Origin of the sequence: Mesorhizobium sp. M2A.F.Ca.ET.046.03.2.1, assembly GCF_003952425.1 — a bacterium.
GTDB lineage: Bacteria > Pseudomonadota > Alphaproteobacteria > Rhizobiales > Rhizobiaceae > Mesorhizobium.
In genome coordinates, this window is the sequence record NZ_CP034449.1 from 3,081,951 (window position 1) to 3,094,115 (window position 12,165).

General features: G+C 64.8%; 15 protein-coding genes. 10 read left to right on the forward strand and 5 right to left on the reverse strand.

Annotated features, from left to right (window positions below; genetic code table 11):
• Positions 1-280 precede the first annotated feature (280 nt).
• From EJ072_RS14750 to EJ072_RS14765, 4 genes are all read left to right on the forward strand, one after another.
• Positions 281-1,249: a sulfonate ABC transporter substrate-binding protein gene (locus EJ072_RS14750; protein WP_126080333.1), complete on the forward strand. Its 969-nt coding sequence runs from the start codon at positions 281-283 to the stop codon at positions 1,247-1,249.
• Between the two features lie 74 nt (positions 1,250-1,323).
• Entirely contained in the window at positions 1,324-2,481 is a 1,158-nt protein-coding gene (gene ssuD, locus EJ072_RS14755; protein WP_126080334.1) for an FMNH2-dependent alkanesulfonate monooxygenase, read from the forward strand.
• Positions 2,478-3,257, forward strand: a complete 780-nt coding sequence (locus EJ072_RS14760; protein WP_126080335.1) for an ABC transporter permease subunit — start codon at positions 2,478-2,480, stop codon at positions 3,255-3,257. The genes ssuD and EJ072_RS14760 overlap by 4 nt, the downstream gene beginning before the upstream one ends.
• Positions 3,258-3,264: 7 nt before the next feature.
• Complete coding sequence (locus EJ072_RS14765; protein ID WP_126080336.1) at positions 3,265-4,068, forward strand: ATP-binding cassette domain-containing protein; 804 nt, start codon at positions 3,265-3,267, stop codon at positions 4,066-4,068.
• A 44-nt stretch (positions 4,069-4,112) separates the two neighbouring features.
• Here EJ072_RS14765 and EJ072_RS14770 read toward each other — a convergent pair whose 3' ends face one another.
• Positions 4,113-4,298, reverse strand: a complete 186-nt coding sequence (locus tag EJ072_RS14770) for a hypothetical protein (protein ID WP_126080337.1) — start codon at positions 4,296-4,298, stop codon at positions 4,113-4,115.
• Positions 4,299-4,607: 309 nt separating this feature from the next.
• Here EJ072_RS14770 and EJ072_RS14775 point away from each other — a divergent pair, with 309 nt between their 5' ends.
• The 4 genes from EJ072_RS14775 (at position 4,608) to EJ072_RS14790 (ending at position 7,763) form a co-directional block, all read left to right on the forward strand.
• Positions 4,608-4,970 (forward strand): septal ring lytic transglycosylase RlpA family protein, encoded by a 363-nt coding sequence (locus tag EJ072_RS14775; protein WP_126080338.1) that lies wholly within the window; start codon positions 4,608-4,610, stop codon positions 4,968-4,970.
• Between the two features lie 282 nt (positions 4,971-5,252).
• The gene (locus EJ072_RS14780) at positions 5,253-6,530 is read left to right on the forward strand and encodes a polyhydroxyalkanoate depolymerase (protein ID WP_126080339.1); all 1,278 of its coding nucleotides are present in this window, start codon (positions 5,253-5,255) and stop codon (positions 6,528-6,530) included.
• Positions 6,531-6,731: 201 nt separating this feature from the next.
• On the forward strand, positions 6,732-7,349 hold the full coding sequence (locus tag EJ072_RS14785) for a transglutaminase-like cysteine peptidase (protein ID WP_126080340.1): 618 nt from the start codon (positions 6,732-6,734) through the stop codon (positions 7,347-7,349).
• 165 nt (positions 7,350-7,514) lie between these two features.
• On the forward strand, positions 7,515-7,763 hold the full coding sequence (locus EJ072_RS14790; protein ID WP_126080341.1) for a hypothetical protein: 249 nt from the start codon (positions 7,515-7,517) through the stop codon (positions 7,761-7,763).
• Between the two features lie 288 nt (positions 7,764-8,051).
• On the opposite strand, the gene EJ072_RS14795 is transcribed toward EJ072_RS14790, so the two are convergent.
• The 4 genes from EJ072_RS14795 to EJ072_RS14810 are packed head-to-tail and all read right to left on the reverse strand — an operon-like array spanning position 8,052 to position 10,823.
• On the reverse strand, positions 8,052-8,414 hold the full coding sequence (locus tag EJ072_RS14795) for a helix-turn-helix transcriptional regulator (RefSeq protein WP_126080342.1): 363 nt from the start codon (positions 8,412-8,414) through the stop codon (positions 8,052-8,054).
• Between the two features lie 54 nt (positions 8,415-8,468).
• Complete coding sequence (locus tag EJ072_RS14800; protein WP_126080343.1) at positions 8,469-8,993, reverse strand: Smr/MutS family protein; 525 nt, start codon at positions 8,991-8,993, stop codon at positions 8,469-8,471.
• A complete protein-coding gene (locus EJ072_RS14805) occupies positions 8,990-10,093 on the reverse strand; it encodes a murein transglycosylase A (protein WP_126080344.1) in 1,104 nt (367 codons plus the stop codon). Before EJ072_RS14805 ends, EJ072_RS14800 begins: the two co-directional genes overlap by 4 nt.
• Positions 10,094-10,115: 22 nt before the next feature.
• A complete protein-coding gene (locus EJ072_RS14810) occupies positions 10,116-10,823 on the reverse strand; it encodes a Tim44/TimA family putative adaptor protein (RefSeq protein ID WP_126080345.1) in 708 nt (235 codons plus the stop codon).
• A 204-nt stretch (positions 10,824-11,027) separates the two neighbouring features.
• On the opposite strand from EJ072_RS14810, the gene EJ072_RS14815 reads away from it, so the two are divergent.
• Together EJ072_RS14815 and secB are read left to right on the forward strand one after the other, a co-directional pair.
• Positions 11,028-11,522 (forward strand): FxsA family protein, encoded by a 495-nt coding sequence (locus EJ072_RS14815; protein ID WP_126080346.1) that lies wholly within the window; start codon positions 11,028-11,030, stop codon positions 11,520-11,522.
• 118 nt (positions 11,523-11,640) lie between these two features.
• The gene (gene secB / locus EJ072_RS14820) at positions 11,641-12,141 is read left to right on the forward strand and encodes a protein-export chaperone SecB (RefSeq protein ID WP_042645309.1); all 501 of its coding nucleotides are present in this window, start codon (positions 11,641-11,643) and stop codon (positions 12,139-12,141) included.
• The last annotated feature ends 24 nt before the right edge of the window (positions 12,142-12,165 follow it).

The following is a 12,165-nucleotide window of genomic DNA, read 5'->3' on the forward strand; positions in this document are numbered from 1 at the left end:
TTCTGCTCCGTTGCACGCCGTGGCGAAGGTAACGGCATGGATCGCGATGGGGGTTTCGGCCAATCTCCAACGCATGCCGCCCGCCAACGCAAACAGGGCCGACCGATCAAAATCCCTGTGCGGTCTCAACTAGGATGACGACACCCAGGGTTACGCGCAGAAAATAATTCCATGAAATCCGCCGAACTCGCAAGATCGTTTCTCTACTAGCTTTATAGATTTACCTAGCCTGACCTTATTCCAATCGCCCGGCAGTTCGGGACCAACGAAGGAGAGGGTCATGTTCAATCTGACGAGACGCGCATTCGGCGTCGGCCTGCTTACAGCGGCGGCCTTTGCCGCATCCTTTGGGACGACATCCTTCGCCGCCGCGCAGGACCTCAAGGCGTTCAACATCGGCTACCAGAAGACCGGCCTGCCGGTGATCGCCCGGCAGCAGCAGATCATCGAAAAGGCGCTGGCCGACAAGGGCGTGACGGTGAAGTGGGTCGAGTTCACTGCCGGCCCGCCGCTGGTGGAAGCCTTGAATGTCGGCGCCATCGATGTCGGCTGGACCGGCGACGCGCCGCCGATCTTCGGCCAGTCGGCCGGCGCCAACATCGTCTATGCGGCGGCGCTGCCCTCCAATGGCGAGGGCGAGGCGATCTTCGTCAAGCCGGCCTCGCCGATCCAGTCGTTGGCCGACCTCAAGGGCAAGCGCATCGGCGTCGGCAAGGGCACCAGCGCGCACAATCTGGTCGTTGCCGCCCTGGAGAAAGCCGGCATCCCCTTCGACCAAGTCACGCCCGTCTACCTCAGCCCCGCCGATGCGGCGGCCGCCTTCGCCAGCGACCAGATCGATGCATGGGCGGTGTGGGATCCGTTCTTCGCCATCGCTGAAACGCGCTACCAGCCGCGGGTGCTTGCCCGCTCCATCGACGTGCTCCAGGTCAACACCTATTTCCTCGCCAACAAGGATTTCGCGAAGGCGCATCCGGATTTCGTCTCGACGACGATCGCCGCGCTCGGCGACGCGGCGAAGTGGGCGGACCAGAACCGCGACAAGGTGGCCGAGGCGCTGCATGAGGTGACCGGCGTGCCGCTCGACGCGCAGACGATCGCCGCCAATCGCACCAAGTTCGGCATTTATCCGATCACCGCCGAGATCGTCGCCGGCCAGCAGGCGACCGCCGACCGCTTCTTCAAGCTCGGGCTGATCCCGAAAGCGGTGCGGATATCCGACGCCGTCTGGACCGCGCCGGGCAACTGATTTTCGTCCACGGCGCCGGGCGGCGAACGCCCGGCGCCGTCGTATTTTCTCCTGCCTTCTCCCAGGGTTCAGCCATGACCGCTTCAGCCAGCCCGCTCGATTTCTTCTGGTTCATCCCGACGCATGGCGACGGCTCCTATCTCGGTACCGAGAAGCAGCAGCGGCCGCCCGAGTTCGGCTATTTCAAGGAGATCGCGCAGGCGGTCGACCGGCTGGGCTTCCCCGGCGTGCTTTTGCCCACCGGGCAGAATTGCGAGGATTCCTGGATCACCGCCACCGGGCTCGCGACGCTGACGGAAAGGCTGAAGTTCCTCGTTGCGCTGCGACCCGGCGTGACGCTGCCGACCTTCGCGGCGCGCCAGACCGCGGCGCTCGACCGGCTGAGCAACGGCCGCCTGCTGCTCAATGTCGTGGTCGGCGGCAACCCGACCGAGCTTGCCGGCGACGGCGTGTTCCTGCCGCATGACGAGCGCTATGCGCAGGCGCAGGAATTCCTCACCATCTGGCGCGGGCTGGTCTCGGGCGAGCGGGTGAATTTCGAAGGCAGATATTATCGCGTCGAGAACGGCCGCCTGGACCTCCTGCCGCTGCAGGAGCGGCCGCCGCTCTATTTCGGCGGCTCCTCCGACGCCGGCCAGGAGCTCGCGGCAGACCTCGTCGACATGTATCTCACCTGGGGCGAGCCGCCGGCGCAGGTTGCCGCAAAGATCGCTTCGGCGCGTGAAAAAGCGGAGCGGCGCGGCCGCAAGCTGCGCTTCGGCATCAGGCTGCATTTCATCGTGCGCGAGACCGAGGACGAGGCCTGGCGCGCCGCCGAGCGGCTGATCAGCCACGTCACCGACGCGCAGATCGAGAATGCGCAGGCGCGTTTCCTCAAGGAGATGGATTCGGTCGGGCAGCGGCGCATGGCCGAACTGCATGGCGGCCGGCGCGACCGGCTTGTCGTGTCGCCGAACCTTTGGGCCGGCGTCGGCCTGGTGCGCGGCGGCGCCGGCACCGCGCTGGTCGGCACGCCGGAGCAGATCGTCGAGCGCATCGGCGAATACCAGGCGATCGGCATCGACACCATCATCGGCTCCGGCTACCCGCATCTCGAGGAGGCCTATCGCGTCGCCGAGCTGTTGTTCCCGAGGCTCGGCCTGGGCACGCAGCGGCAACGGGCGCACAAGGATATCGCCAACGAATTCTCGGTCGGCTTCCACGGCGCCAACCGCCTGCAGGCGGCGTCATGAGCCTGGCCACGCGCCTTGCCCGCAACGGCGTGGCCGGCTGGCTGCTGCCGGCGGCAATCATCGCCGGCTGGGAAGCCGCGGCGCGCGCGGGCCTGATCCCGGCCAATGTGCTGCCGGCGCCGAGCGCGGTGGCCGAGGCCTTCTGGCGGCTGACCTTGTCAGGCGAGCTGATCCGCAACATCGGCGTCTCCACCCTGCGGGCGCTGTCCGGCTTCGCCATAGGCGGCTCGATCGGCTTCGCGCTCGGCCTCGCCAACGGATTGTCGGCGCTGAGCCGCGGCCTGACCGACACGACGCTGCAGATGATCCGCAACATCCCACATCTGGCGCTGATCCCGCTGGTTATCCTGTGGTTCGGCATCGACGAGGAAGCAAAACTTTTCCTGGTGGCGCTCGGCGTCTTCTTCCCGATCTATGTCAACACGCTGCTCGGCATCCAGAGCGTCGATCCGCAGCTGGTCGAGATGGGCCGGGTCTACGGGCTCGACCGGCGCGCCTTGTTCTTCCGGGTGATCCTGCCCGGCGCGCTGCCTTCGATCTTCGTCGGCCTGCGCTATGCGCTGGGCATCATGTGGCTGACCCTGATCGTCGCCGAAACGATTTCGGCCAGCTCCGGACTCGGCTACATGGCCATGCAGGCACGCGAGTTCCTGCTGATCGACGTCGTGGTGCTGTCGATCCTGATCTACGCGCTGCTCGGCAAGCTCGCCGACAGCCTGGCCCGCCTGCTCGAGCGCCTGTCGCTCGGCTGGCATCCGGCCTTCCAGAAAGGGTGAGAACAAGATGCCAGCCGCCACCCTCACCGCAGCACGCTCCCTCGTCGCCACGCCGGCGCAAGCCCGGACGATCGGCTCGGTCGAGGGCCGCCGGGCCTTCGCCTTCAAGGAGGTGGGGAAACGCTTCGGCGACAAGATCGTGCTCGACGGCATCAGCCTCGACGTGCGTGCCGGGCAGTTCCTGGCCATCATCGGCAAAAGCGGCTGCGGCAAGAGCACGCTGCTTCGGCTGCTGGCCGGCCTCGACCGCCCGAGCAGCGGCTCGCTGACCTTTGGCGCGGCCGAGGAGGGTCACAGCCGCACGCGCTTCATGTTCCAGGAGCCGCGGCTGCTGCCCTGGGCGAGCGTGGTGAAGAATGTCGAGATCGGGCTGACCGGCATCGCCGGTGGCACCGAAGCCAGGCAGCGGGCGCTTGCCATGCTGGAGGAGGTCGGGCTCGCCGACCGCGCCGACGAGTGGCCCTCGGTGCTGTCGGGCGGTCAAAAGCAGCGCGTCGCGCTTGCCCGCGCCCTGGTCGGCCAGCCGCAGATCCTGGCGCTGGACGAGCCGCTCGGCGCGCTGGACGCCCTGACCCGCATCGAGATGCAGCAGCTTCTGGAACGGATTTGGCTCGACCAGAAGTTCACCGCCGTGCTGGTGACGCACGACGTCGGCGAAGCCGTCGCGCTCGCCGACCGCGTCGTGGTGATCGGCGCCGGCAGGATCGCCCTCGACCTCGACGTGCCTGTGGCCCGGCCCCGCCGGCACGGTTCGGCGGAGCTTGCCCATATCGAGGGCACCATCCTGGATCACCTGTTCAACCGGGCTTGAGCGCGGCGCCGGCCGTGGTCCCAAATCACGAAATCATCGTAAGATCAAACGCGCGACTGGCTCGCCCAGCGCAGTCCGACGATGCCGGCCAGCATGGTGACGAGGCCGATATAGAGCCATCGCGTCTGGCCGGTCATGAAGCTGCCGCCGACCAGGCCGAGCCCCTGCAGCGACCATAGCGCGCCCACGCCCAGCACAATCAGCGTCAGCACAGACCTGATCAATCGCATCGGCTGGATCCTCTCCGGAAGTCCATTTCGAGCGGTGACAGGGACGCAACAAAAGACTCGTAGGAATCGGAATAGTCCGGCTCCTCTGTACTTCCAATCTTGAGGACCGATCTTGTCCGGAACGTCCCGGAGAGTGGTCCGATATTCATCAAGAATACGCCTCTCGGGCTCCAGGAATCTCATGACAAACTGTTTCGCGGCGACTCCAAACGTGTGCCTTCGCCATGGAACCGCCAGAAGGCTGCCGCATTTCCCGCCTCATTCGGCACTTAGGCGGGGCTATTCGATCAACGGAGCCACCCCCAAAGGATGAAGAGAACCAACCAGACCGCGCTTGTCGCGGTAACGATCGCGGCTGGCCTGATGGCTGGCGCCTCGTCCGCCTCCTCCGCCGCCGCGCAATGCGGCCGCGCTTCCTGGTATGCGCTGCATTCCAGAACCGCCTCAGGGGAACGCATGAACCCCTCGGCACTGACTGCCGCCCACCGCACGCTGCCTTTCGGCACCAAGCTCAGGGTCACCAACAAGAACAACGGCCGCAGCGTCGTCGTGCGCATCAACGATCGCGGTCCGTTCGTGAAGGGCCGCGTGCTGGATCTGTCCCGCGGCGCCGCCGGACAGCTGGGCTTCATCGGTTCGGGCCACACCGCCGTCTGCATGGCGCGCGTCTGATCTCTCCATTATCGGACCATGATCCAAGGCGACCGCTGCGGTCCGGCGATCATGGCCGGTCTCCGGTAAGAGAGGCCGGACACATATCCTTCACATTTCGGCACCGCACAGTGAGCCGACTCGCCGCTCAAGCCTGATTTCCAACAGGTTGAACCAAAGAAGCATTCGTCAGACAAAATGACGTATTGCATCGCAACAATATCTTGTTAACCTCGCCGGGAGACATTCAAGGCTCGGCGCTGTTCGTCGTCCTTTGGTCGACGGACGGCAACGGGGTTCTCGATGTTCTACCAGCTCTACGAAATGAACCATGCGGCGCTGCAGCCCGCGCGCTTGTATGCCGACGCGGTGCGGCTCTTCTACTCCAACCCGCTCAACCCGATCTCCCACACCCCCTTAGGCCGCTCGGTCGCGGCGACCGCCGAGCTGTTCGAACGCACCACCCGCCGCTACGGCAAGCCGCAATTCGGCCTGGACAAGACCGTGGTCGACTGGAAGAGCGTCGACGTCACCGAAAAGACGGTCTGGTCGAAGCCGTTCTGCAATCTGGTGCGCTTCGAGCGCGCGCTGCCCGCGGGGCGCAAGCCTGACCCGAAGCTTTTGATCGTGGCACCGATGTCGGGCCACTACGCGACGCTGCTGCGCGGCACGGTCGAGGCGATGCTTCCGCACGCCGACGTCCACATCACCGACTGGGTCGACGCCCGCATGGTGCCGGTGGCGCAAGGCAGCTTCGATCTCGACGACTATATCGACTACGTCATCGAGATGTTCCATGCGCTCGGCCCCGACACCCATGTGATGGCCGTCTGCCAGCCTTCGGTGCCGGTGCTGGCGGCGGTGGCGCTGATGGACAGGCGCGGCGATCCCTTCGTGCCCTCCACCATGACGCTGATGGGCGGGCCGGTCGACACGCGCCGCAACCCCACCGCGGTCAATCTCCTGGCCAAGGAAAAGGGCATCGACTGGTTCCGCGACAATGTCATCATGCAGGCGCCCTGGCCGGTGCCGGGCTTCGGGCGCGTGGTCTATCCGGGCTTCCTGCAGCTCTCCGGTTTCATGAGCATGAATCTCGATCGCCACATCATCGCCCACAAGGACTTCTTCATGCACCTTGTGAAGCATGACGGGGACAGCGCCGAAAAGCACCGCGACTTCTATGACGAATATCTGGCGGTGATGGACCTGACGGCGGAATTCTACCTGCAGACGGTCGACACCGTGTTCGTGCGCCACGCTTTACCGAAGGGCGAGATGACGCATCGCGGCGAGACGGTCGACTGCGCAGCGATCCGCAACGTCGCGCTGCTCACCATCGAGGGCGAGAACGACGACATTTCCGGGCTCGGCCAGACCCAGGCCGCGCATGATCTGTGCGTCAACATTCCCGCCGACAAGCATGTCCATTACGTGCAGCCGGCCGTCGGCCATTACGGCGTCTTCAACGGCTCGCGCTTCCGCTCCGAGATCGTGCCGCGCATCGCCGACTTCATTTCCAGCTATGGCCGCCAGCAGCGTGTGGCGACGAGGCCCAAACTGGTCCGTTCCGCGAAAGGCTGAACGCCGCGGACCGCGCCAGAGCGAACTTCCGTTCCGCCGCCAGACGGCGGCCGCTGGTGTTGCGACGGTGTCTCTGTTGCGAAAGTGCCGCTACGGGATCGTCCAGGTAACCATGCCGTCAAACTGGCCGCGGTCTCTAATTGACACGGACTGTAAATCGCCTTTAACGTTTCGTTAATAAAGAACAGGGCGGCGGGGGCAATGACTTCCTCAGCGATGACGCGGATTCTGCGTTTGTGTTCAGTCGCAGGGCTGGCGATTTCGGCTCACTGGGCGGTACCCGCCTGGGCGGCGGGCGCAATGACCACAGGCGGCCTGACCTCGCAGCCGATCGGGCACTATGATTTCTGCAAGGCGCGTCCGAACGAATGCAACATCCATCCGGCCGATCTCGAGCCGGCCAGGATGACGGACGTCCTGTGGCGCAAGCTGGTCAGCGTCAGCGCCAAGGTCAACGCCGCCGTCAAGCCGTTGAGCGATCTCGATCACTACGGCAAGGATGAAGTCTGGGCCTATCCGGATGACGGCTATGGCGATTGCGAGGACTATGTGCTGGAAAAGCGCCGCCAGCTTTATCGCATGGGCATGTCGCTCGCCGACCTCCTGATCACCGTCGTGCGCAAGCCTGATGGCGAAGGCCATTCGGTGCTGACGGTGCGCACCGACAAGGGCGACTACGTACTCGACAATCTGACCGACAAGGTCAAAACCTGGGACGCGACCGGCTACCGCTTCCTCAAGCGCCAGGCGATCGACAACACCGGACGCTGGGTCTCGATCCGCGACGGCCAGGCGGTGCTGGTCGGCTCGGTGCAGTAGGCGGAGCTAGGCGCACCACCCTCGGTTTCGTCCGCTTCGCTCCCGCTCCGCCCGTGGATGACGAAGGCGGTGGCCCTCCGAAAAAATCGCACAACTCCATGAACCATACCCATTTGGCCGGCGACACACAGCCGTGAATGGCAAATCCAACCATGGAGAACTCAAATGACTTCTTTCCTGCGCAACACCCTTCTTGCCGCCGTCGCGGTTTCGGCCCTGACCGGATCGGCCCTGGCGGACCAGACCTACAAAAGCTGCGCCGCGACCAACCTCAACGACCTGTGGAGCGGCCGCTGCTGCAGCGTCGGTTCCGCGAACTGCCTGGGCGGCGGCAATGGCGGCCGTGATCATCAGGGTCATGAAGGCAAGGGCGGTCGGGGCAGCACCAACGGTGGCAGCGCCGGCAAGTTCTGATCTTAGGCGTGAGGGTTGCCGGCGGCGTAGTACACCTAGCCTCCCGCGAGTTCGTCATCCACGGGCGCAGCAAGGAGCGAAGCGACGCAGCGCAGACCCGAGGATCCATTCCGTTACCTATGAGCGTCACGGCGGTGCAGAACGGCCTCTGTTTTGCGCCGCCTTCGCCCTTCGCGCGAGGTCACGGAATGGATCCTCGGGTCTACGCGTCCGCTTCGCTCCCGCTCCGCCCGTGGATGACGAACCTCGGGCGCTTCGGCTAACCCCACCCGTTGTCATACGGGCAAACTATCTGCGCAACGCGGCCCGGACCGATGCCGTGATCTTCCGCAGCTGCTCCTCATCCAGCCTCTCGATGCTTTCGGCCAAAAGATTGGCCAGTTCAGTGGCCGCCGGCGACAGGCCGGACGTGTCGATCCTGACCCTCGGGTGCGAGCTTTCGGCAAGGCGGGCGAGGTCCTCGGCATCGTCCCAGATGATATTGAAATAGCCGATGATCTTCTGGATCAGCGTCCAGGTCGGCGCGCCGCGGCGGCCGTGCTCGAGCGCCGACAGATAGGCGGCGCTGACGCCGATCGCCTCGGCCATCGCCTTCTGGCTGACGCCGCGCTCGGCGCGCAGCGCCCTGAGCTTCTCGCCGAACGGAGTCATGTCGACCTGCTCATCACCAGGCCCCTCATTGCCGAGCCGCTCATTGCGAGCTCCTCATGGGCGCGTCCGCCGCAGCCGCACATAGAGCGCGCCCGAGCCGCCATGGTTGCGGGCGGCGTGATCGTGGCTGGAGACGAGATGGCGGAAGGCCGGGGTCGACAGCCAGGCCGGCACGGCGCGGCGCAGGATGCCGTCGCCGCCCGAGGACGACCCCTTGCCGGTGATGATCAGAACATAGCGGATGCCGCCGGCATGCGCCCGATGCAGGAAGGCGAGCAGCAGCGAATAGGCCTCGTCCTGCGTCATGCCGTGCAGGTCGACGCGGCCTTCGATCGGCAGCCGGCCTTTTTTCAGCTTGTGCAGCGTCTGGTCATCGAGCGAATGCGAGACATGCGGCGTCTTCGGTTTTGCCGCGACGGGCGGGACACCGTTGACGGAAGCGGCGGCCGGCGTCGGCTTGGGCTCGATAATTTCGGGAATCTCGACCGCGGCCTTGCGTTTCAACGGCCGGGCCGAACGCGCCACCAGGTTCCACAGGATGCGGTCGTCGTCGCTGAGATGGTCGTCGCGGCGGCTCACCGGGTCGCTCCATTCAGAAGCCCACGCGGAACCAACGCATAGAAATCGGCCGCATTGCGGACCACGCCGGCGATCTCGCCAGCGGCGTCGCCCGAGCCGGCGAAGAGGTCGCCGCGCGCCGGCCCGGTGATGGCCGAGCCGGTGTCCTGCGCGATCATCAGCCGCCGGAACGGTTTTTCATCGAAGGCGGTGAGCGTCGGCGCGTCGATATAGAAGGGCGTGCCGAATGTGTGCAGCAGGCGATCGACCGCGACCGAGCGCCCCGGCGTCAGCGGCACCTTGGCGGCGGCGATCGGCCCAAGCGCGGCATCGTCGACTGCAGCCTCGCGGAAGAAGATGTAGGAGCGGTTCTGCCAGAGGATCTCGTCGACGCGGCTAGGATGCGCCTCGAACCAGGCGCGGATCGACTGCATCGTCACCTTTTCCAGCGGGATCTCGCCGAGCTCGCTCAGAATCTTGCCCGGGCCAATGAAGCGCTGTCCTGATTTCGCGGCATAGGTGACGCGGGCGAGCCTGCCGTCGGTCATCTTCAGCCTAGCTGCGCCCTGCACATGGATGAAGAAGGCATCGACCTTTTCGGCGAGCCAGGCAATCTCGAGATTTTGGCCTAAGAGCGCACCGCGCTCGATTTCGCCGCGGTCGAAATATTCGACCGGAGCATTATCCGTCCGACGGGCGAAGGCCAGATAAGGATCCATGCCGGCCGGCCGGTTGCCGTCGTCGATGTCGATCAGATCGGCGGGGCGGGACAGCAGTGGCACTACGAACCGCTCCGTCCTGACCGGCGACGCCTCGACCTCCGGCTCGTAGAAGCCGGTGACGAGGCCCGAGCCGTTTTCGGCGCTCACCAGCATCGGCACGAAATGCCGCTCGAAGAAGGACCGCGCCTCGGACCGATTCGGCGCCGAAACGGCGCGGGCCTCAGCATAGGCCTCGGCAAAGGCATTGAAATCGACCCCGAGCGAGCCGGTGCGATAGGGTTTTACGGGTGCATGAAGGGCCGAGCGGCGAAAGGCCGCGAAAGCCGCAGCATGGTCGTCCTCGCCCCAGCCGGGCAGGTCATCAAAAGATTTTTCGTTGAATATGGGAGAGAGCGGCACGACCGAGCCCCGCCGCTTGATCTCAATCTTCTTCTTCGGTGGCGACGAGCTTCCAGTTCGGGTCGCGCGAGCGTGTGTCGCGGGCGAAGGTCCAGACATCCTTGACCTCGGCCACCGTTTCCGGATCGCCGTCGATGACGGCGCCGGCCTTGTCGCGGGTCGCCGAGATCAGCTCGGAAACGACGCGCAGCGTGATATGCGCTTCGGAGCCCTTCATCTCCGCGGCGACGATGTCGGCTTTGTCGATGCCGACGAAGGAGGACTGGATCTTCTCTGACTTCGCCTCGCGCTCGCCGATGGCGGCGACGAACCCGTCATAGACTTCGCGCGACAGGAGATTCTTCAGCGTCTTACGGTCGCCGTCGGCATAGGCCATGACGATCATCTCATAGGCCATCTTGGCGCCGTCGACGAAGGTTTTGGGTTCGAAGGACGGATCGTTGTCCTTGATCGTGCGCAGGCCTTTGTTGAGATCGGTGTCCGGCTTGGCGAAGGCGTCGATCGCGGCATAGGTCTCGGCTGAGGATTCGCCCGGTGCGCGCTTGCGTGGCAGCGACACGACATTTTCCGGCTTCTGCGCCGCATCGGCCTCGCGCGTGCGGCTCGCCGAATAGGGATCGAAGGGCGGGCGCTCGTTGCCGGTGCGACGTCCGAGCACGTTGCGCAGCTGGAAAAAGATCACAACCGCCGCAATCAGAAAGAAAATCGTGCCGAAGTCGAAGAAACCCATATTTTCCGCCAACTCGAACCCTGTTCTTGCCCGACCGGCGTGACCCCCCTCGGGGACCGCGGTCGCATAGCGTTCAACACTCAAAGCATATAGAACGGCAGGCGCAATCATTCAAATCAAAGGCAGCCATACCTATCTAAAGGCGCCAAGGCCAGCGGCGATTGTCCGCGAGCGCCCAAAAGAAGAAAGCGATCGGTCGAGACTTTGCGCATTTCCTTCATCCCGCTGTTCCTGCTCCTGCTGCCGCTGCTGGAGATCGCCGGCTTCGTGGTCGTCGGCCGCGAGATCGGCGCCTTGGCGACGGTCGGGCTGGTCATCCTGTCCAGCGTCGCCGGCAGCCTGCTGCTCAGGCACCAGGGTTTCGGCGTCATGACGCGGGTGCGGGCCGAGATGGATGCCGGGCATGATCCCAGCCGGCAGCTCGTCCATGGCGCGATGATCGTGCTGGCGGCGATCCTTTTGATCATCCCTGGCTTCATCACCGATATCTTCGCCATTCTCCTGCTGCTGCCGCCGGTGCGCGACTTCGCCTGGCGCCTGCTCAAGAGCCGCATCGTCATGGCGACCAGCTTCTCGAGCGGCTTTTCGGCGCGCCGGCGCGAGACCGTCATCGATCTGGACGACAGCGACTATTCGCGCGACGATTATCCGAACCGTCCGGACCACAATTCGCCGTGGCGGCGGCTGAAAAACGATTAGTCCCAGGGCCTTTGCCCGATAAAGCGGCAAAACTTGTTTTGTCCGGCGGGCCATGGTAGCGAACCCGCGATTTCAATCCGGTCAGCAATGCTGCCCAGGCAGAAGGACTTAAAGGCTCATGGCCAGCAACGATGACGCGGCGACCGGCGCCGCCAACGGCAACGGCACCCAGAACCAGCCCTCGCTCAATGTGCTTGCCCAGTATGTGAAGGATCTTTCCTTCGAAAGCCCCGGCGCGCCGAACTCGCTGCGCGGCCGCGACAAGGCCCCAGGCATCGCCATCAACGTCAACGTCAACGCCAATCCGCTTTCGGACAAGCAGTTCGACGTCAACCTGACCTTGAACGCCAAGGCCTCCTTCGACCAGGAAGTGCTGTTCAATGTCGAGCTGGTCTATGGCGGCGTCTTCGCCATCTCGGGCTTCCCGCAGGAGCACATGCTGCCGATCCTGTTCATCGAATGCCCGCGGCTCCTGTTCCCCTTCGCCCGCCAGATCATCTCCGACGCCACCCGCAATGGCGGCTTTCCGCCGCTGATGCTCGACCCGATCGATTTCGCCCAGATGTTCCAGCAGCGCATCGCCGAGGACCAGGCCGCTAGCAAGGTCCAGGTGAGCTGAGAAGATTCGCTTTGGCGATTGAAG

Bases quoted from the DNA above. Each gene is read 5' to 3' on its own strand.
- EJ072_RS14785 (WP_126080340.1), top strand. From the start codon at position 6,732: ATGACTTCCTCAGCGATGACGCGGATTCTGCGTTTGTGTTCAGTCGCA.
- ssuD (WP_126080334.1), top strand. From the start codon at position 1,324: ATGACCGCTTCAGCCAGCCCGCTCGATTTCTTCTGGTTCATCCCGACG.
- EJ072_RS14780 (WP_126080339.1), top strand. From the start codon at position 5,253: ATGTTCTACCAGCTCTACGAAATGAACCATGCGGCGCTGCAGCCCGCG.
- EJ072_RS14795 (WP_126080342.1), bottom strand. From the start codon at position 8,414: ATGACTCCGTTCGGCGAGAAGCTCAGGGCGCTGCGCGCCGAGCGCGGC.
- EJ072_RS14775 (WP_126080338.1), top strand. From the start codon at position 4,608: ATGAAGAGAACCAACCAGACCGCGCTTGTCGCGGTAACGATCGCGGCT.
- EJ072_RS14810 (WP_126080345.1), bottom strand. From the start codon at position 10,823: ATGGGTTTCTTCGACTTCGGCACGATTTTCTTTCTGATTGCGGCGGTT.
- EJ072_RS14770 (WP_126080337.1), bottom strand. From the start codon at position 4,298: ATGCGATTGATCAGGTCTGTGCTGACGCTGATTGTGCTGGGCGTGGGC.
- EJ072_RS14790 (WP_126080341.1), top strand. From the start codon at position 7,515: ATGACTTCTTTCCTGCGCAACACCCTTCTTGCCGCCGTCGCGGTTTCG.
- EJ072_RS14750 (WP_126080333.1), top strand. From the start codon at position 281: ATGTTCAATCTGACGAGACGCGCATTCGGCGTCGGCCTGCTTACAGCG.
- EJ072_RS14760 (WP_126080335.1), top strand. From the start codon at position 2,478: ATGAGCCTGGCCACGCGCCTTGCCCGCAACGGCGTGGCCGGCTGGCTG.
- EJ072_RS14765 (WP_126080336.1), top strand. From the start codon at position 3,265: ATGCCAGCCGCCACCCTCACCGCAGCACGCTCCCTCGTCGCCACGCCG.
- secB (WP_042645309.1), top strand. From the start codon at position 11,641: ATGGCCAGCAACGATGACGCGGCGACCGGCGCCGCCAACGGCAACGGC.